The organism is Candidatus Magnetaquiglobus sp., from assembly GCF_058402785.1.
Genome location: NZ_JBZVFG010000021.1, coordinates 14,821 through 33,201, shown reverse-complemented (window position 1 = coordinate 33,201; position 18,381 = coordinate 14,821). Strand labels below are relative to the sequence as shown.

The window sequence follows — 18,381 nt, the reverse complement described above, 5'->3', positions numbered from 1 at the left end:
GGTACGGGGGATGAGGGGGCTCCCCCCATCAGGCACGTTACGACATCACCACCGCCCGCCACACCGCCTCGGCCACCACCGCCTCGTCCGCATGCGCATCCACCACCCGCCACCGCTCCGGATCCTCACCCGCCATGGCCAGAAAACCAGCCCGCACCCGTCGATGAAATCCGGAACTCTCCCGCTCGAACCGGTTCGGACCCAACGCCCGCCCCAATCCCAACTCAGGATCAACATCCAACAGAATCACCCGGTCCGGCTCCAGCCCCTCCTGCACGAACCGATGGACCTCCCCCATCCACGCCAGATCCAATCCGCGTCCATACCCCTGATAGGCCAGCGTGCTGCCGGAAAACCGGTCGCACAACACCCAGGAACCCCGCGCCAGGGCCGGTCGGATCACCGCGCGCAGATGCTCGATGCGCGCCGCCAACATCAACAACCACTCAGCCCGCGGATCGAACGCCCCAGGCCCACCCCCCACGACCAGCTCACGAATCCGCTCGGCCATCTGACACCCGCCCGGCTCGCGCGTGGTCACCACCTCAACCCCCAACCCCCGCAACCGCCCGGCAACACCTGCCATCTGACTCGACTTGCCCGCCCCCTCGCCCCCCTCGAAGGTCACGAACCGGCTTGACCGGCGAAGATCGCCCGAGTCGGAATCCACGCCAACACCACCCGCCCCCCTCGGAAGACCCACGGCACCAGCCTCCCCCCTCGGAAGATCCACGCCAACACCACCCGCCGGATCGCCCTCAAGGCTGCTCATGAGGCTCCCTGGATCGAACCTCCCCGCGCCCACCGCGCTGATAACGGTTCACCTTGGCGCGATGCTCGGCATAGGTCTTGGAAAAATGATGCCCACCATCCCCGGTGGCCACAAAGAACAGCTCCTCGGTCGCCTCCGGATGGAGCGCGGCATGGATCGATGCCGCGCCGGGATTGCAAATCGGCGTCGGCGGCAAACCATGAATCACATAGGTGTTGTAGGGGGTCGGCGTGGCCAGATCCTTGCGGGTCAGATCGCCATCGAAATCAGGCAGGCCATAAATGACCGTGGGATCGCTCTCCAAACGCATGTGACGACGCAACCGGTTGTGAAACACCCCGGAAATACGTCCACGCTCCTCGGCCCGACCCGTCTCCTTTTCGATGATCGAGGCCAGGGTCAATGCCTCGAGCGGAGTCAGATTCACCTCCGGCGCGCGCGCGGGCCACTCCCGTTCGAGAACCTTTTTGGTCATGCGCACCATGCGGGTCAACACCTCTTCGATGGTGTCCCCCCGCACGTACTGGTAGGTCTCGGGAAACAGCCACCCCTCCAGGGAGGGAGCGTTCACCCCGAGACGACGCACGAAAGCGGTCTCGCGCACCCGCTGTTCGGCATCCGTCCAGCCGAGCTTGCGCAACCGCGCCGCAATCTCCTCGACCGTCACCCCCTCGGGAAAGAAGAATCGATGCCGCACCACGTCGCCATGTTCCATGCGGATCAACAACGACGCCGGAGACTCCCCGGCGTCGATCTGATACTCGCCGGCATGCAAACGGATCGGTCCCGGACGATGCATGCGCATCAACAAACCGAACCACACCGCAGATCCCACCACCCCCTGGGACTCCAGATGCAACGCGATCCGTTTCGGTCCCCACCCCTTGTCGATCATCACCCGCCTGGTCACGGGGGATGGGGTGTCGAGAAAATCGACGAAAGCGTAAGCGACCGCTCCCAACACAATCAGCCCCCCCAGCAACGCAATGGAGGCGATATGCAGGATCCACCGTTTCAATGAAACCGCTTCATGAGCAGGGTGGCGTTGGTGCCGCCGAATCCGAACGAATTCGACAGGGCATACTCGATCACCTTGTCGCGCGCCGTGTTGGGAATGTAGTCGAGATCACACTCCGGATCCGGATCGGTGAGGTTGATGGTCGGAGGGAGCACGCCATTCTTCAACGCCAACGCGGTGAAGATCGCCTCGACCCCGCCGGCGGCCCCGAGCAGATGACCGGTCATCGACTTGGTGGAGGAGATCATCACCTTGCGGGCATTCGCCTCGCCCAGGGCCAGCTTGACCGCCAGGGTCTCCATGTGATCGCCGATCGGCGTGGAGGTGCCGTGGGCGTTGATGTAGCCGATGCGCTCGGGATCGACCCGCGCGTCGCGCAGGGCGGCGGTCATGCACTGGGCCGCGCCCGAACCGTCCGGCTGCGGCGCGGTGATGTGATAGGCATCGCCGGACATGCCGTAACCGACCATCTCGGCGTAAATCGTGGCGCCACGCGCCTGGGCGGACTCCAGGGTTTCGAGCACCACCACGCCCGCCCCCTCGGCCATCACGAAGCCGTCACGCCCGCGATCCCAGGGGCGCGAAGCCCCGGTCGGGTCATCGTTGCGGCTGGTCAATGCCTTGGCTGCGGCAAAACCACCCACCGCCAGTTCGCAGATCGCCGCCTCGGCCCCGCCGGCCAGCATCACATCCGCTTCGCCACGCTGGATGATGCGCATCGCGTCGCCGATGGCATGGGCGCCCGTGGCGCACGCGGTCACCACCGAATGGTTCGGACCCTTCATGCCGTAACGGATCGCCACATGGCCGGAGATCAGGTTGATCAGGGACATGGGGATGAAAAAGGGGGAGATGCGCCTGGGACCGCGCTCCTTGAGGATGAAGGCCTGATTCTGGATGGCGGTCAGACCGCCGATGCCGGAACCGATGATCACCCCGATGCGCGTGGCATTCTCCTCGGTGACCGTCAGCCCGCAATCCTCCCAGGCCAGTTTGGCGGCGGCCACGCCGAAGTGCATGAAGAGATCCATCTTCTTCACGTCCTTCTTGTCCACCCACTGCTCGGGATCGAACCCACGGCACTCGCCGGCAATCCGACAGGCATACTCCGTGGGATCGAAACGGGTGATGGGACCGATGCCGGAACGACCTTCGGTCAATCCTTGCCAAACCGGAGCAATCCCGATTCCCAATGGGGACACCAATCCGATACCGGTCATGACCACGCGACGCTCAGACACAGCTCGCTCTCTCCTTAAGCGCGATGAACGGTCGGCACCGAGGCGCGAAGATCAGCCCGAACCCGCTCGGACTTGAGCCGTCAGGGTTCGATACGCATCCACGCCTGGCGCGCCAACCGAATTCGTGAAGAAAACCTGCCCGATGGGGATCTCCCCATGCGTGGAACTTCCGGCTCGGGAGTTCCACGCATGGGCGCGATCCACCGGATCAATCAAACCAGGTGCGACGATCAACCCTGATTCTTTTCGATGAAGTCGATCGCCTGCTGGACCGTGACGATTTTTTCAGCCGCGTCATCGGGGATCTCGCAACCAAACTCCTCCTCCAGGGCCATCACCAGCTCGACGGTATCCAGGGAGTCGGCGCCCAGATCATCGACGAAGTTGGCCTCCTCGGTGACCTGGCTGGCATCGACGCCCAGCTGTTCGACGACGATCTTCTTGACCCGTTCGGCAATGTTGCTCATGTTTGCATTTCCTTATTGATGGATGACAAAACCTGCCCAGTTGAAACCCAAGCCCCCGCGCCCGCCGTGATCGAATCCGCGGCGAGGCTTCAGGCCATGTGAAGACCTCCGTTGACGTGGATGGTCTCGCCCGTGATGTACCCGGAACGTTCGGCGGCCAGAAACGCCACCGCGTTGGCCACGTCTTCGGCCTCGCCCATGGTACCCAGGGGAATTCGGGAAAGAATAGCCTCTCTCGCTTTCGGATTCAACGCATCGGTCATCGCGGTACGGATGAATCCTGGCGCGACGCAGTTGACGGTGATGTTGCGGGAGGCGGTTTCGAGCGCGACGCTCTTGGAAAAGCCGATCAAGGCCGCCTTGGAGGCCACGTAGTTGGCCTGTCCCGGGTTGCCGGTGACGCCGACCACGGAAGCGATGTTGACGATGCGTCCGTAGCGGGCCTTCATCATGGGTTTGAGCACCATGCGCGTCATGTGGAAGACGCTGGTCAGGTTCACCTCGAGTACCCGGTCCCAATCCTTGGGCGACATGCGCACCAACAGGCCGTCGCGGGTGATGCCGGCGTTGTTCACCAGGATGTCGATGCGTCCGAACTTCTCCTGGGTCAGTTTGAGCGACTCCTCCAGACACGGCAGGGAGGTGACATCGGCTTCAAATGCCTCGGACTCGGGGGAGATGGCGCGCACCTCCTCGAGGGCCTCGAGAAGCCGTATCGATTCGTTGCTGATCAGAACGAGCCGGGCTCCGAGTTGGGCCAGACGCACGGCGATGACCCGCCCGATACCGCTGCTCGATCCGGTGACAATGGCGACACGATCCTGCATATCGACTACCCGCGTTCAATCAAGTCAAGATGAATGGATGATGGGGGGATCCCCCCACCTGCGGACCTCCCTCGCGGGAATTCCACGGTGATGACGATGGATGCATCCGCACAGATTACCAGAAGTCAGACATGGAGGGCAACGATTTGCAAGAGACAAAACATCCCGATCGTTGCAATCCGTGCTTCAAACCCGGTTTTCCGCCCGTTTTCTCAGCGCCCGCCAACAAATGACGATGAACAGAATGCCGCCGACCACCGCGATGGCGCCACCGGCGCCGGTCACCCCCATGGCGATCTTCTTGGCGAGGGTGTCCAGACCCTGGGCCTCGCCGGCGGTCTTGCGCTGGATCCCGAGAATGCCGGACCAGGCCAGACCGAATACGTGCAGCATCGATCCACCGGCATAGAGCCAGAGTTGCCAGAGCGTCAATCGGACCGGCGGCGCCGCGAACCCCAGACGCGGCAGCAGCAGATAGCCCAACCCCATGTAGGCCACGGTCACCGAGACGATCGAGCCATGATAATGAGAGGGAATGGTGACGTTGACCCCCTTGATCAGGTAACCGATTCCGCCACCCAGACCGAACAGCGCCAACGACAGGATCAGGGCCAGGCGCAACGGTCGGGCATGGGGATCCTCGGAAACGCCGTTCCGCCAGGCCAGAAAGGCGGCGAGTCCGGCTGGCAGGGCGGCAACGCCGTTGCCGTATTTCATCAGATCGGCAAAGCCCACCTGGAATGCGGCCTCGCCGGGCACGTAACGAGCGTGCAGCACCGGCGCGACCAGCACCGGGAGCGCCCCCAACAAAAACAGGAACGCCGCGACCCGCGGGGTCAGCGAATGGGTTCCGCCTCCGGCGGTGGCCAGCCACAGCCAGGCCACGATCACCAGTTGGGTATGGGTGAATTGCAGGACGTGTCCGCCGCCCCAGAAAAGCGCCTCGTAGTAAAGCAGACCATCCAGCCCCTTGTTGAGAACCAGATAGCTCCACGACCAGAAGATCAGGGATGCCACCAGGATCAACAGGCCGGTCCGCACGCCGAACCGGAGCGCTCCGGCACCGCTCGACCACCCTTCCGAGGGACGGGGGGTGAGCAGGGCATGCAGGGCCATCACCCCGACGCCGGCCAGAAACAGGATCAGACCGAGAAAAAAGGCACCGTTCTCGAGCACCGGGACATAGTTGTTCATGAAGGGGGCATCGACCCCCAGAAACGGCGCGAAGGTGATCAACAACGCGCCGATGGACGAGACCCCCAACGCCGCCAGACCGATCCGTCCGCTCCCCTGGCGCAGGTTGAAGCTCGCCAGCAGGCCGGCAACGGAGAGAAACCACACCAGAACCGACAGATCGACATGCACCACCAACGCGGTCTTGAAGGAGCCGGTCCAGGGGATCAGATCATGGATCATCGGCATGCGGGCGATCAGGATCAGGATCACCACCAGCCCGGCGCCGATCAGCGAATAGAGCGCCAGACAGAACCAGCCCACCGCCAAACGTCGCGCGGAGCCTTCGGGCATGGGCAGGGAGAATTCGTTTTCAGACATGCATCACCTCTTCGTGTCGCCAATCAAAACAAGCAGGACCATCCCCGCGATCGGGTCGGATCGTATCACCCCGGTGGGGAGACGCACCACCCCGCGCGATGTCCCGATCCATCGCACGCGTCACGGCTGACGCATCAGCGCCAACAGTCGCGCCTCGATCCCCTGGCCATCGGCGAGCACGCCCGCCAGGCTCGCGTCGAACCAGGCGCCCCGACAGCCGATCCGGATACCGGCCACAAGCATCGGATCGCTTCGTTCCATCACCTCGACCACCCCTCCCGCCCGGACCCGCGCCCGCAGAAACGCCAAATCCTCCGGAGGGAGTTCCGCGGGCCGGACAATCTCCCACGCACCGCCCGGCAGCAACGTCAACGCCTGATCGACACCGCTTCCAAGCCAGGCGCGCCGACCCTCCCCATCCCGCCAGCGGGCCAGCAGCGCCGTCTCCAACAGCTGTCGTTCCTGTTCCAGGGCGCGTTGGGTCAGCCGCATTTCGTGGTTGCGTCGCTCGATCTCGGCGCGCACCCGCGCGCCATGCAACGCCTGTTCCCGCAGTCGCCGCTCCTGGGCGACCATCTCCTTGACCCGCGCCCGCGCCTTGCGGTGCGCTTCGGCGATCAGACGGGCCGCCTCGACGCGCGCCTGATCCAGAATCCGCTCCCGCTCCTCCACCCGTCGGGACTCCACGAAAGCCAGCATCTGGTTCAAGGTGTGCTTCATGAGGCCATTCCCAAACGCGACCGCACCAGCCGTTCCAGATCCGGCGGCATCCCCCGTCCGGTCGCATCCGGCACCACCAGGGTCAGGGGACGCGCGGAGGTCGAAAACCGTTCCATAAGCTCGGGGGATAGTTCCCTGGCGCGGGAGGCGGAAAGAAGCACCAACTCCCAATCGCCGGCCAGAGCCTCCTCCACCGCGCGGGCCACCTCGCCCGGCCCGATATCACGCGCGCGCGCGCCAGTCAGACGCCAGGCGGCGGCATCGATCTCATCCCCGATGAAGAGCGGCGCGGGCATTCAGCCCAAACGATTCAGGATCAGGATCGAGACGATCAGACCGTAGATGGCGATCCCCTCGGCCAGTCCCACCAGAATCAGCATGCGGCCCATCAACTCCGGCTTTTCGGTGATGGCGCCGATGGCGGCGGCACCGACATTGGCCACCGCATAGCCGGCGGACAAGGCGGAGATCCCGGTGGCCAGGGCCGCGGCCAGATAGCCCATGCCCGGATCCAGCGACCCGCCCGGGGCTCCCGCCGCAGGAGCGCTGGCGACGGCTGGGGAGATGAAAAGAACCAGGCTGGCCCCAACGGCCAGGATGGCGGTGAAGAGAGTCAGGGCGATGGCGATCTTGGCGCGTGGCGACATGGCCGTTCCTTCCGCAAAAGAATCAAGATGAGAGCACGGTCAATCCGGCGGTGGCAGGGGTCGAAACGGTCGCCCGCCGCCGGTCAGAAACCGGACAAAAAATTCGAACAGGATCAATCGGGTGGTCTGCACCGACACCACCAGCCCCTCCAGAGCCAGGATCAGGCCATTGCCCAACAGCAGCACCATCCCGCCGGCCACCGCGCCGCCGGCCAGATCGGCCAGGGTCACCACAGCCTGGGAGAGGCCGGCATGGGCCAGGGCGAAGGCGCCGACCCTGGCAAAGGAGAAGGTGTTGACCCCGAGTTGCAGCACGGTTTCGAGCAGATGGGCCAGCCGCCCCGGCAGCCGGGACGGAGAGTCCAGGCCGTTGCCGACCACGAAGAGCCCCAAGCCCAGCAAAGCCAGATCGTACCCGATCGGCGTGAAAAAGGCGAGCAGCGCTCCCAGATAAATCAACACCACCCCGCCCTCGTGACGCCACCAGGCCGGGCCGTGACCGCTCCAATGGGCGCCCAGGGCGGAAAAGGCCACGCCGGTGAGGATCAACCCGGCCCCAAAGGTCAGGGGTGCGGCCAGCACCGCCAGGGGGTGGGCGGTGGGATGAAGCCAGAGGGGCGACAGAATCGCCTCGGAACTGAACAGGGAACCAAACAAAAAGCCGAAGAGAATCGCGGCAGCCCCACCGCCGATCAACAGCCAGGCCGCCTCGAAACGTTTGCGCAACGCCACGCCGACACCGAGCAGCACCGCCCCCTGGCCGACATCGCCGAACATGTATCCGAACAGCAGCGGCGCCACCACGGCCAGAAGCCGGCTCGGATCCACCTCGTCGCGGCCCGGCATGCCGAGCAACCGGGGAAAGAGTTCGAACGGCCTGGCCCACCAGGGGTTGACCAGGGTGAGGGGCGGATCGCCCGGCCCGTCCTCGGCGAGGGAGGCCAATCCCCGCACCCCGGCCCGACGCAGATGCCCGTTCACCTCGGCGGCCCCGATGCCCGGCGCCACCCACCCCTCGAAGCGGTGCAGGGTCTGCCCGGCTTCGACGGTGCGCGCGGCCTGGAAATACCACTTCAAATGGCGCACCGCCTGAATCCACGCGGCAACCCGATGGCGCGCGCCGATGGCCAGGAGACGCTCCTGGATCTCGCGGATCCAGGCCGAGGTGATTTGCAGCCGTCTGGCGGCCTTGTCGGCCACCTCCGGTCCGGTGCCGCTCGCCCACTCCGGCAACGTCATCGGACGGCCATGCAGCGCCGCCACCTGCTCGGACAGGGTGGCCAACGGCTGCTCGCGCCCCACGGCCAGCAGGAACATGCGCCGCTCCCCATGCAGCAGGCGGGTCAGAAGGCCGGGGACTCCCACGAGTGGCGGGGCCTCCAGGGGGAGGGCATGGATCACGCCGCGCACCCCGACCGATCCGGACCAATCCCGTCCGAACGGCTCCAGTCGCAACCCGCCGCTTCCCAGCGCCCCGGCCAGATCCCGCACAAGCAGCCACTCGGCCTCGCGGGCCCGTTGTTCGTGTTCGAGTTGAATCAGCGGTTCGGCTTCGGCGCCCCACGCCTCGAGCGCCGCCAGGGCCCCGTCGAGCAACTGCAACGGCGCGGCGTGGGGAATCGGCGGGATTTGCGCCTCTCCGAGCGCCTCGGGCCAGCCGAGCCGAAAACGCTCGACCAGGCCATCGAACCGCTTGAGTCGTTCCAGGATCTCCGGGGTGAGCACCGGTCGGACCTCCCCGGTCACGACCTCGGGTTCGAACGGTGCCGCGCGCGCCAGGGTCTCCAGTCCCAGGGGCAGATCATCGTCCACGGCCAGAAGCCGCAACCAGCGCGCCGCTCTGGGGCGGGCGATCATGCCGCCTCCGCATGGACGAACAGGGCGCGCCGGCACAACTCGCCACGCAGCCGCAGCAACTCCAGGGCGGCAAGCCCCAAATGGATGAACACCGCGCCCGGTCGCAACGCCTGCTCGCGAAACTGCCGCTCCAGCAGGGCGCGCGGCTGGGCTCCGATCCAATCGGTGTTTCCCGAAGGCTCGCCCGCGCCCAACGTGGCGACCACCTGACGGGCCAATCGGGTCAGCGCGGACCAGGTTCGTTCATCCGCCCCCCCATCCGGCCAGCGCTCCCGCCACGCTTCGATCCACCACGCGAAGGGATCCGTCACGTCGGCGGACATCTCCAACCGCTCCAACCCCTCGAGCCGCGCAAACCAGGCATGATCCGGACCCGAGCGTCGCGCCCGCCAGACCGCCACCTCCAGATCCGGCAACACCGCCCACCAGCGCACCGCATCCCGCCACGCCTCGGGGGTCCAGCCGGCGACCCGCTCCACATGTCGGATCCAGGCCAGCCGCATCCGCTCCTCCAGATGGTGGACATCCCCCCTGGGATCCACCCCCTCCAGCCAGGTGACCAGAAAGGTTTCGCGGGCACGAGCCAGAAAAGCTTCGAGCGAGACCACCCCGACCAGACGGTTCCATTGCGCCGCGGTCAACCGCTCGCCGTGCCGGGCCTGCAATCGGGCCTGAAGTCGCGCGAAACCGGGATCGCTCATCGGAATCAGCTCTCCGCCCCGCCGGTCAGCAGAGCCGCCAGTCGTCGCGCCGCCACGCCGGACTCGGCCCAAACCGAAGGATCGGGGGTCTCCCCCCCCTCCTCCTTGAAGAGCGCCGCGCGGCGGTGATGGCGTTGCAGGGAATCGAGCTGACGACGCAGGGCCCTGGCGCGCTCCTTTTGAATGGTCGCCATGCGCCGGTCCGCGCGCGCCTCGATCGAGGCCGCCACCCGACGCGCCTCCAACAACAGCATCTCGGCCTCCCGACGGCTCTCGGCCACGCTCAGAAAGGCATCCCGATCGGCCTCCAGCGCACGATTCATCGCCTCCTCGAGCCAGAGATCGGGAGATGTGTCATCACGATTCACGGTTGCGCCCCACGCTTTTGTTGGCGAATCCATGGAATATCCGGAAAATCCGTGCCGATCAAACGAAAGCCCCTCAATTCTGATTCCGATCCTTCCGCGCCCGTCCACCCCGACCATGCCGATCCCGACTGCCACCATGATAGCAAAAACCGACCGATCCACCAATCGATTCCAACACCGGAGCATGGAATCTTCCGTGCATCGGGCTTGACGGATGAAGCATAACGGAGGATATATAAACTTTTGCGGACCTTGCCGGTTTCGCACGATCGACCTTTCGCCCCCTTGAAGGACGAGCAGACCCGTGACCACCGCCAACCCCAACCCGGATCCCCTCACCCTCGAAGCTCCCGATCATCCGGTCCAGATCGCCGAATCGGTCTGGTGGGTCGGCTCGCTGATGGGGGACGATTCGTTTCAGTGTCATGTCTATCTGATCGTCCACGGCGACCACTCGGTGCTCATCGATCCGGGTTCGGTGCTGCTTTTTCCCATTGTTCTGGAAAAAATCCAGAAGATCATCCCCTTCCACCGGATCCGCCACTTCGTCTGTCAACACCAGGACCCGGACATCGCCGGGGTGCTGCCGATCATCGACCTCATGCCCGACCGTCACCCCCAGGCCACGGTGGTGAGCCACTGGCGCATCAACGCCCTCCTGAAACACTATGCCCTGCGCATGCCCATGCTCTGCATCGAGGAGAACGGCTGGCAACTCGATCTGGGCGGCAGAATCCTGAAATTCATCTTCACCCCCTATCTGCACTCGCCGGGCGCCTTCTGCACCTTCGAGGAGAGCACCGGCATCCTCTTTTCCAGCGACCTGTTCGGCGGCTTCACCGAAACCCTGCATCTGTTCGCCCAGGACGAACGGGTGATGGAGGGAATCCGCTTTTTTCATGAACACTACATGCCCAGCCGGGAGATCCTGCTGCACGGTCTGTTCAAGCTCGAAAGCCTCCCCTTGCGGCTCATCGCCCCCCAGCACGGCAGCATCATCCCGGAACGGCTGATCCCGTTCGTCTTCACCCGCTTGAAGGAGATCGACTGCGGCCTGTATCTGATCACCCACAGCTGCTCGAACGTGCAACGCCTGGTGATGCTCAACGACCTGCTGCGCAAATCCATGGAACGGATGGTGATGAGTCGGGATTTCTCCGAAGTGGTCAACACCCTTTTGCATTCGGCCATGCCGCTGCTGCCGGTCAAGACCCTGCGTTTCCATGGCCTGCTCCACGACCAGACCATCCGCTTCGGGCCCGAGACCCACTATCGCGGCGCGGTGACGCAACCGCCGGCAACCCTGCGCGATCGCCTCGGCCTTCCGCTCGAGGCGTGGCGCCAGCCGGATGGCTCCGTGCTCTTTTCGGTTTCAGGCTCCCCCTGCACGGAGGAGACGACCGATCCGGAGGTGGTGCAAACGCTGATTCTGCCCCTTTTCGCGCCGGGCAGGCCGAACGTCGATGGGGTGGCCACCCTGGGGTTGACCGAAACGATCACCCTGGATCCCGAAACCCGCTCCATCCTCGAACAGCTCGGACTGCCGCTGGGGGTGGCGCTGGAGCGAGAGATCATCTTCCACTCCCTCAACAAGGAGCGCGAGAAGTTCTATCAGATCTCCACCCGCGATCAACTGACCGGCCTGTATACCCGTTTTTACATGCGCGACGCCGTGGCCCGACTCTGCGATCTGCACGATCGCGGCCATCAGTCCGGATTGGCCCTGGCCGCCTTCGACATCGACCATTTCAAACGGGTCAACGACACCTTCGGCCATCCCGAGGGGGACGTGGTGCTCAAAATGGTGGCCGGGGTGCTGCTGGAGAGCGTGCGCGTCGAGGATGTGCCGGTGCGCCTGGGAGGCGAGGAGTTCGTGATCTTTCTGATCGCCGCGGATCTGGAGGGGGTGACAAGAATCACCGAACGGATTCTGGAAAAGGTGCGCGCCCTGACCTTCACCGGAGCCATGGCCGGTGAAAAAGTGACCATCAGCTGCGGCCTGGCCTTTCGCGACCAACACGAAACGTTGGATGCGTTCATGCAGCGCGCCGACCTGGCCCTCTATGCCGCCAAACGCGGCGGACGCAACCGGGTCTGCCTGGCCGGCGGCGCGTCCACCGAGGCGTAAAACGCCCTCACACGCCCGCCACGAAGGCCACCACCCCCTCGATCAGCCCGGTCACCCGCGGGTCGTCCGGATCCGCGCCGTTCAACACGTTGCGCGCCACCGCCTGGCGCAATGCCGCCCCGTCTCCCGCGTCCCAGGCGGCCAGAAAGGCATCGCGACGTCCCGTGGCCTGACGCACCAGTTTTTTCATGCGCCGCGCCATGCTCAGATCGGTCACCCCGCGCTGGCGCAGACTCTCCTCCAACCCTTCGAAGGTCATGTCCCACAACGCCTGGGCCACCTCGTCCTCGCCACGATGGTGCAGCCGATGCACCACCCCGGCCACGAGCAGGATCATCACGTCGAAACGCAACGGGAAATCATCCGTCACCCCGAGCCGGTCTCCGGCGCTCCAACCCAACGCTTCCGTCACCATCCGATCGTGCAGAGCCATGATCCAGCTCCTGGAAGCACGCTCGATCCGATTTTTCTCCCGATTCCGCCACAACCACCACATGGAAACTTGGCTCCCGCCTCCCGCCGAGGGTATCATGAAACGAACCGGTAACCACCGATCCCCTCAAGACCCGGAAAGATCATGAACAAAACCTCACATCGCATGCCATTGGCCTGGACGCGCGCACTCATCGTGGCCCTTGCCCTGGCGGGCTGTCAAGCGCAGATCCACGAAAGCGGCGTCATTCTCGACGAAGACGCCCTGCACCGCATCCACGCGGGCATCACCACCCGCGCCCAGGTGCTCGAACTCCTCGGACCGCCCACCCTGGTCAACCCCTACCGCAGCAACCGCTGGCTGTATGTCCAGGATCGCAAATTCAAGAACATGCAGCGCACCTTCGCACGGGTCGCCAACCGGGTCGAAATCACCTTCGACCGCTCCGGCGTGGTCCAGGATGTCCGGAAAAACTTCTCCGACAAGCCCTGGGATCCCACCACCCTCCCGGAAGCCGACAGCGACAAGGGTTGGATGCACTGGCTCTGGGACACCCAGTATGCCCATCCGGCGGTCAACCCGCACGGACCGGCCCCAGCCGATGCGTCCTCACCGGACAAGTCCTCCGCTGGAGACGCCGACGCGTCCCCCTCCTCAGCCGACGAGAAAAAACCGTGGTGGAAATTCTGGTCGCGCGGCGAAAAAACCACCCTGACCTCGCCGCCCGCGCCCTCCCTCGACGATCACCCGCCGCTCCACGACGGGGATGGCGCCCTGCCCGGCTTCCTCGCCCCCTCGGAGCGTCTGCGCGCCCCCCTGCGGGATCCGCTCGCCCGCGAGCCCGGCCCGGCGGACGGAATGGAAGAACACCCGGATCCGCTCCTGTCGGGACAGGATGCGCTGCACAAGGAGGCGGAAGCGGGACTCCAGGAGAAGCGTTCGCCCGAGAGCGATGCCAAGGATCCCTGGTGGAAATTCTGGTCGAGCGATCCCAAACCCTCTGCCCCGCCCGAGCAGACCCCCAACAAACTCCAGGGTTCGGGACTCATCAAGGAATGACCATCGCGCTCATCGGTGGAACCAGCCTTCTGGAATCGCGCCGTTTCCAGGACGCGGCCCCACGCCGGATCCAAACCCCCTACGGCGCGGTCACGCTGCTCGAACAGGATGGCCTGCTGTTTCTGCAACGCCACGGCCTGGGCACCTATCTGCCTCCCCATCTGATCAACCATCGCGCCAACCTCTCCGCGCTGCATCTGGCCGGGGTCAAGAAAATCCTGGCCATCAGCTCGGTCGGCAGCCTGCGCCGGGAGATCCCGCCGGGAACCTTCCTGGTCCCGAACGACTTCCTCGCCCCATGGGTCAACCTCTCCCTGTTCGAGGATGCCCGCGGCCATCAGACCCCCGGTTTCGACGCCGCCTGGCGTCAGCATCTCCTGAATGTCTGGCGCCAGACCGATCTGCCCAACCCCCACGACGGCGGGGTCTACTGGCAAACACGGGGGCCCCGTTTCGAAACCCCGGCGGAGATCCGCATGTTCCAATCCCATGCCCACGTCGTCGGCATGACCGTGGCCTCGGAGTGCATCCTGGCCGCGGACCTGAAAATCCCCTACGCCGCCCTGTGCGTGGTCGATAACCTGGCCAACGGCCTGGATGAATCCCCCATCACCTTCTCGGCCTTCAAGGAGCAGGTCAAGGCCAACGAGGCCACGCTGCTGCTCATTCTGGAAACCCTCCTGCTCTCGCTCGCGCCATGAACCTCTTCATTCGTGATGCCCGCCTGCCGGATTACCCGGATCCGGTCCACATCGCCATCCAGGATGGTCGCATCCTGGCCATCGGTCCGGAAATCACCCCGGCCACGCCCGAAATCCCGATCCTGGATGCCGGCGGTCTGGCCGCGACCCCCGGCCTGGTCAATGGCCACACCCACGCCTCGATGACCCTGTTCCGGGGGTTCGGCGACGACATGCCCCTGATGCAGTGGTTGCAAACCCGCATCTGGCCCGCCGAGGCCCGACTCGACGAGGAGGATGTCTACTGGGGCGCGCGGTTGGCCTGTCTGGAGATGATCCGCTCCGGAACCGTGGCCTTCGAAGATATGTACTGGCACTTCCACGGCATGGCGCGGGCGGTCGAAGACAGCGGCCTCAAGGCGGGAGTGGGCGCGGTGATGATCGACGTGGCCGGCCCCGAACAGGGAGAAGCCTGCCGCCGACTGGCGGAAACCACCTTCGAGGAGTCGGGCCGCTACTCGGATCGGGTCCGCTTCACCCTCACCCCGCACGCCATCTACACGGTCAGCCCGGAGAGCCTGCGCTGGACCGCCGATTTTTCCGCGCGTCACGATCTGCCGGTCCACATCCATCTCTCCGAAACCGGGCACGAGGTCGAGACCTGCCTGAAAAATCACGGCGTGCGACCGGCATTCCATCTGGATCGTCAGGGACTGCTCACCCCACGGGTGATCCTGGCCCACGGCGTCTGGCTGGATGACGACGAACTCGATCTGATCGCCCGACGAGGCGCAACCCTGGTCACCAACCCGGTCTCCAACATGAAACTCGCCGTGGGCGGGGTCTTCCCCTTCGCCCGTGCCCAGGCGCGCGGCATTCCCATCGCCCTGGGCACCGATGGCGCGGCCTCGAACAACACCCTCGATCTGTTCCAGGAGATGAAATTCCTCGCCCTGATCCAAAAACACGCCCAGCACGACCCCACCGCCCTGCCCGCCCACCAGGTGTGGGAGGTGGCGACCGGCGCCAAAGCCCCGCTGGTGGGCCAGACCGGTCAACTCACCGTCGGCGCGCCGGCGGATCTGCTGCTGCTGCGCCACCACGAGCCGGAGATGACCCCGGAACACGATCTGATCTCCAATCTGGTCTACTCGGCCACCGGACATGTGGTGGATACCATGATCGTCGCTGGCCGGATCCTGATGCGAAACCGCGTCGTGCCGGACGAGGCGGAGATCCGACGCGAGGCGCGCGAACGGGCACGGCGGGTGTGTACGCCGTGAACGTCACGGTCGAACTCAAGATCAAACGCGGCGAGGGCATCCATGTCACCCGCGTCGCCATCGCCGGCCAACCGGTCGGCGAGGATCGCGCCGTCTCCGACGAAGAGTTGGCCACCTTGCGGCTGGTGGTGGATGGTGTCCGTCAACTCCTGAACCATCCCGGCCCGCCCGGCATGGCCGAGGATGCCATGCGCGCGGTCGGCATCGAACTGTTCCACACCTGGCTCTCCCCGGTCTGGAAACGGATCCTCCCGGCCCTGCCACCCGCCGGCCAAACCACCAACCTGGCCATCGTCAGCGACGCACTCGAAATCCTGCTTCTCCCCTGGGAGGCGCTGCTGCCGCCAGAACGCGATCCCCTGGGACTGGACATGGCCTTCGCCATCCAACGCCGCGTCCTGGGGCTGCCACCCGCAAACCGCTGCCGCGCCCTCTCCCCCGGTCCGCTACGACTGCTCTTTCAGGCCAGCGCCCCGGATGGATTCCCCATCGCCACCACCACCCAGGCTCGGGATGCCTTCGCGGCCTGCCTGCCGGACGACTCCCAACTCGATGCCCCGCGCATCGACCTCCGGATGGTCGAAAACGGCACCTGGGACGCGCTCCACCAGGAGATCGATTCCCATCAACCCCACGCGATCCACCTCTCCGGACCTGCCCTGATCCGCGGCACCCAGGGATTCTTCGGCTTCGAGGAGCCGGAAGACCGGCTGGTCGATGCCCGCACCGCACGGGAGATCGTCCACGAACTGCTGCGTTTCTCCGGGGCCGGAATCCTGATCATCTCCGGACGCGAACAGGGCAAATCCCCGCCCCTGGCCGCCACCGGAGCGCTCTGTCAGGGTCTGATCGCCTCCGGCGAGTTTCCCATGGCCCTCGCCTGGCCGGAAACCCTGGAGAGCGACGCGGCACGACTGTTCTTCGGCACGCTGCACACCGCGCTCGCCCAAGGCGAACGGGTCGATGCCGCACTCACCCGCGCCCGACGCGCGCTCCTGCCCCTGACCGCCACCTCGGGCCGTCCCGATTGGTTGCTGCCGACCCTGTACGCACGCGGCGAACAACCCCACCTGTTCCACGGCGCATTCCAGCTCGCCCATCGCACAAAATGGTTGCATGAGGCGCCGAAATGACCAATAGTATCCCCAGACATGAAGACCGATCACGGCTTCATGAGGTGAGCATCCTCAACATTCATCAAGTCCATTATCTAGGAAGGATCAGGCATGAAACCCGGTAAAGTTCTGGTCGCGCAAGGCGGTGGTCCCACGGCGGTCATCAATCAATCCCTGGTGGGCGCGGTCCTCGAAGCCCGCAAGTTCCCGCGGGTGGAACGGGTCTACGGCGCCCTGCACGGCGTGCGCGGCATCATCAACGAGGATTTCCTGGACCTGACCCAAGAGACCACCCACAACCTCGAACGGGTCGCCGATACCCCCGGTTCCGCCCTCGGTTCCACCCGCGACAAACCAGACGAAAAATACTGCGCCGAAATCCTCAAGGTGCTCATGGCCCACAACATCCGCTGCTTCTTCTACATCGGCGGCAACGACTCCTCCGACACCCTGCGCATCGTCGAGGACTCCGCCAGGAAGGCCCAATACGATCTGATCACCATCCACATCCCCAAGACCATCGACAACGATCTGATGGTCAACGACCATACCCCCGGCTTCCCCTCGGCGGCACGCTTCGTGGCCAGCGCCTTTGCCGGCATCAACCTCGACAACCGCGCCCTGCCCGGCGTCTATGTCGGGGTGGTCATGGGCCGGCACGCCGGATTCCTGACCGCCGCCTCGGCCCTGGGCCGCAAGTGTCGCGATGATGGTCCGCATCTGATTTATCTGCCGGAACGCAACTTCGAGATCGGGCAGTTCCTCTCCGAGGTCAAATCGATCTACGACAAACTGGGACGCTGCGTCATCGCCGTCTCCGAGGGGATCCACGACGCCGAGGGGACCCCGATTCTCTCCTCCATGCTGGCCCGCACCTTGGAAAAAGATGCCCACGGCAACGTCCAACTCTCCGGAACCGGCGCCCTAGCCGATCTGCTCACCAACGCCATTCGGGATAATCTGGGCATCAAACGGGTGCGCGGCGACACCTTCGGTTACCTGCAACGGTCGTTTCTGGGCGTGGTGTCGGATGTCGATCAACGCGAGGCGCGCGAGGTCGGCGAAAAAGCCTGCCAGTTCGCCCTGTGGAACAACGCCTGCGGCACCGTGACTCTGCACCGCGTCGGACACTACGCCGTGGAGTATCGCCTGGACCCGATGATCTCGGTGGCGGGCAAGACCCGCGTCATGCCCGACGCCTTCATCACCCCCCAGGGCACGGACGTGACCGATGCCTTCAAGTTCTATCTCACCCCTCTGTTGGGATCCGGCATGCCCGATGCCTTCCGGTTGCGCGCCCCGCGCGTGCCGAGAATCCTGCCGGGGAGTTGATGGAAGGGACGGAAACGATGGTGGGGCTGTTTGCCCGGGGAGTGGATCGGACTCAAGGAACGGGCACGATGGGACGGCTTGACCGGGGAATGGCTGGACGTGAAGGGATGGAATCGATGGGGCTGCTTGACCGGGGAATGGCTGGACGTGAAGGGATGGAATCGATGGGGCTGCTTGAC

Annotated in this window: 19 protein-coding genes; 6 read left to right on the top strand and 13 right to left on the bottom strand. The window is 65.0% G+C overall.

The genetic code is table 11. The features are described from left to right. Positions 1 to 37: 37 nt before the first annotated feature. The 12 genes from tmk to ACV4UY_RS08885 form a co-directional block, all read right to left on the bottom strand. A complete protein-coding gene (tmk, locus tag ACV4UY_RS08940; protein WP_491607255.1) occupies positions 38 to 772 on the bottom strand; it encodes a dTMP kinase in 735 nt (244 codons plus the stop codon). Further along, entirely contained in the window at positions 759 to 1,790 is a 1,032-nt protein-coding gene (gene mltG / locus ACV4UY_RS08935) for an endolytic transglycosylase MltG (RefSeq protein ID WP_491607254.1), read from the bottom strand. The genes tmk and mltG overlap by 14 nt, the downstream gene beginning before the upstream one ends. Continuing rightward, positions 1,787 to 3,031 carry a beta-ketoacyl-ACP synthase II gene (fabF, locus tag ACV4UY_RS08930; protein ID WP_491607253.1) on the bottom strand — a complete coding sequence of 415 codons (1,245 nt, stop codon included), beginning with the start codon at positions 3,029 to 3,031 and terminating at the stop codon, positions 1,787 to 1,789. Before fabF ends, mltG begins: the two co-directional genes overlap by 4 nt. 230 nt (positions 3,032 to 3,261) lie before the next feature. Continuing rightward, complete coding sequence (locus ACV4UY_RS08925) at positions 3,262 to 3,498, bottom strand: acyl carrier protein (protein ID WP_420904952.1); 237 nt, start codon at positions 3,496 to 3,498, stop codon at positions 3,262 to 3,264. Positions 3,499 to 3,587: 89 nt separating this feature from the next. Continuing rightward, the gene (gene fabG, locus ACV4UY_RS08920) at positions 3,588 to 4,325 is read right to left on the bottom strand and encodes a 3-oxoacyl-[acyl-carrier-protein] reductase (protein ID WP_491607252.1); all 738 of its coding nucleotides are present in this window, start codon (positions 4,323 to 4,325) and stop codon (positions 3,588 to 3,590) included. A 186-nt stretch (positions 4,326 to 4,511) separates the two neighbouring features. Then, complete coding sequence (locus ACV4UY_RS08915; RefSeq protein WP_491607251.1) at positions 4,512 to 5,879, bottom strand: cbb3-type cytochrome c oxidase subunit I; 1,368 nt, start codon at positions 5,877 to 5,879, stop codon at positions 4,512 to 4,514. 120 nt (positions 5,880 to 5,999) lie between these two features. Beyond that, the gene (locus ACV4UY_RS08910; protein WP_491607250.1) at positions 6,000 to 6,599 is read right to left on the bottom strand and encodes a hypothetical protein; all 600 of its coding nucleotides are present in this window, start codon (positions 6,597 to 6,599) and stop codon (positions 6,000 to 6,002) included. Continuing rightward, entirely contained in the window at positions 6,596 to 6,895 is a 300-nt protein-coding gene (locus ACV4UY_RS08905; RefSeq protein ID WP_491607249.1) for a hypothetical protein, read from the bottom strand. Before ACV4UY_RS08905 ends, ACV4UY_RS08910 begins: the two co-directional genes overlap by 4 nt. Then, positions 6,896 to 7,246 carry an ATP synthase subunit C gene (locus ACV4UY_RS08900; protein ID WP_491607248.1) on the bottom strand — a complete coding sequence of 117 codons (351 nt, stop codon included), beginning with the start codon at positions 7,244 to 7,246 and terminating at the stop codon, positions 6,896 to 6,898. A 39-nt stretch (positions 7,247 to 7,285) separates the two neighbouring features. Beyond that, entirely contained in the window at positions 7,286 to 9,103 is a 1,818-nt protein-coding gene (locus ACV4UY_RS08895; protein WP_491607247.1) for a V-type ATP synthase subunit I, read from the bottom strand. Continuing rightward, a complete protein-coding gene (locus ACV4UY_RS08890) occupies positions 9,100 to 9,804 on the bottom strand; it encodes a hypothetical protein (protein WP_491607246.1) in 705 nt (234 codons plus the stop codon). Before ACV4UY_RS08890 ends, ACV4UY_RS08895 begins: the two co-directional genes overlap by 4 nt. Positions 9,805 to 9,809: 5 nt before the next feature. Continuing rightward, positions 9,810 to 10,172, bottom strand: a complete 363-nt coding sequence (locus ACV4UY_RS08885; RefSeq protein ID WP_491607245.1) for a hypothetical protein — start codon at positions 10,170 to 10,172, stop codon at positions 9,810 to 9,812. A 304-nt stretch (positions 10,173 to 10,476) separates the two neighbouring features. Between ACV4UY_RS08885 and ACV4UY_RS08880 the strand changes: the two genes are divergently transcribed. Continuing rightward, positions 10,477 to 12,300: an oxygen-binding di-iron domain-containing protein gene (locus tag ACV4UY_RS08880; RefSeq protein ID WP_491607244.1), complete on the top strand. Its 1,824-nt coding sequence runs from the start codon at positions 10,477 to 10,479 to the stop codon at positions 12,298 to 12,300. Between the two features lie 7 nt (positions 12,301 to 12,307). Here ACV4UY_RS08880 and ACV4UY_RS08875 read toward each other — a convergent pair whose 3' ends face one another. Then, entirely contained in the window at positions 12,308 to 12,733 is a 426-nt protein-coding gene (locus ACV4UY_RS08875) for a ubiquinol-cytochrome C chaperone family protein (RefSeq protein WP_491607243.1), read from the bottom strand. 144 nt (positions 12,734 to 12,877) lie between these two features. Between ACV4UY_RS08875 and ACV4UY_RS08870 the strand changes: the two genes are divergently transcribed. The 5 genes from ACV4UY_RS08870 (at position 12,878) to ACV4UY_RS08850 (ending at position 18,202) form a co-directional block, all read left to right on the top strand. After that, on the top strand, positions 12,878 to 13,792 hold the full coding sequence (locus tag ACV4UY_RS08870; protein WP_491607242.1) for an outer membrane protein assembly factor BamE: 915 nt from the start codon (positions 12,878 to 12,880) through the stop codon (positions 13,790 to 13,792). Continuing rightward, positions 13,789 to 14,493, top strand: a complete 705-nt coding sequence (locus ACV4UY_RS08865) for an MTAP family purine nucleoside phosphorylase (protein ID WP_491607241.1) — start codon at positions 13,789 to 13,791, stop codon at positions 14,491 to 14,493. Before ACV4UY_RS08870 ends, ACV4UY_RS08865 begins: the two co-directional genes overlap by 4 nt. Continuing rightward, positions 14,490 to 15,755, top strand: coding sequence for an amidohydrolase family protein (locus ACV4UY_RS08860; protein ID WP_491607240.1), 1,266 nt, complete (start codon positions 14,490 to 14,492; stop codon positions 15,753 to 15,755). Before ACV4UY_RS08865 ends, ACV4UY_RS08860 begins: the two co-directional genes overlap by 4 nt. After that, positions 15,752 to 16,888 carry a CHAT domain-containing protein gene (locus tag ACV4UY_RS08855; protein WP_491607239.1) on the top strand — a complete coding sequence of 379 codons (1,137 nt, stop codon included), beginning with the start codon at positions 15,752 to 15,754 and terminating at the stop codon, positions 16,886 to 16,888. The genes ACV4UY_RS08860 and ACV4UY_RS08855 overlap by 4 nt, the downstream gene beginning before the upstream one ends. 93 nt (positions 16,889 to 16,981) lie before the next feature. Then, positions 16,982 to 18,202, top strand: a complete 1,221-nt coding sequence (locus ACV4UY_RS08850) for a 6-phosphofructokinase (protein WP_491607238.1) — start codon at positions 16,982 to 16,984, stop codon at positions 18,200 to 18,202. Positions 18,203 to 18,381 lie beyond the last annotated feature (179 nt).

Coding starts and splice junctions, on each gene's coding strand:
- tmk (WP_491607255.1), bottom strand. CDS start 772: ATGAGCAGCCTTGAGGGCGATCCGGCGGGTGGTGTTGGCGTGGATCTT.
- ACV4UY_RS08925 (WP_420904952.1), bottom strand. CDS start 3,498: ATGAGCAACATTGCCGAACGGGTCAAGAAGATCGTCGTCGAACAGCTG.
- fabG (WP_491607252.1), bottom strand. CDS start 4,325: ATGCAGGATCGTGTCGCCATTGTCACCGGATCGAGCAGCGGTATCGGG.
- ACV4UY_RS08915 (WP_491607251.1), bottom strand. CDS start 5,879: ATGTCTGAAAACGAATTCTCCCTGCCCATGCCCGAAGGCTCCGCGCGA.
- ACV4UY_RS08910 (WP_491607250.1), bottom strand. CDS start 6,599: ATGAAGCACACCTTGAACCAGATGCTGGCTTTCGTGGAGTCCCGACGG.
- ACV4UY_RS08905 (WP_491607249.1), bottom strand. CDS start 6,895: ATGCCCGCGCCGCTCTTCATCGGGGATGAGATCGATGCCGCCGCCTGG.
- ACV4UY_RS08900 (WP_491607248.1), bottom strand. CDS start 7,246: ATGTCGCCACGCGCCAAGATCGCCATCGCCCTGACTCTCTTCACCGCC.
- ACV4UY_RS08895 (WP_491607247.1), bottom strand. CDS start 9,103: ATGATCGCCCGCCCCAGAGCGGCGCGCTGGTTGCGGCTTCTGGCCGTG.
- ACV4UY_RS08890 (WP_491607246.1), bottom strand. CDS start 9,804: ATGAGCGATCCCGGTTTCGCGCGACTTCAGGCCCGATTGCAGGCCCGG.
- ACV4UY_RS08875 (WP_491607243.1), bottom strand. CDS start 12,733: ATGGCTCTGCACGATCGGATGGTGACGGAAGCGTTGGGTTGGAGCGCC.
- ACV4UY_RS08870 (WP_491607242.1), top strand. CDS start 12,878: ATGAACAAAACCTCACATCGCATGCCATTGGCCTGGACGCGCGCACTC.
- ACV4UY_RS08865 (WP_491607241.1), top strand. CDS start 13,789: ATGACCATCGCGCTCATCGGTGGAACCAGCCTTCTGGAATCGCGCCGT.
- ACV4UY_RS08860 (WP_491607240.1), top strand. CDS start 14,490: ATGAACCTCTTCATTCGTGATGCCCGCCTGCCGGATTACCCGGATCCG.
- ACV4UY_RS08850 (WP_491607238.1), top strand. CDS start 16,982: ATGAAACCCGGTAAAGTTCTGGTCGCGCAAGGCGGTGGTCCCACGGCG.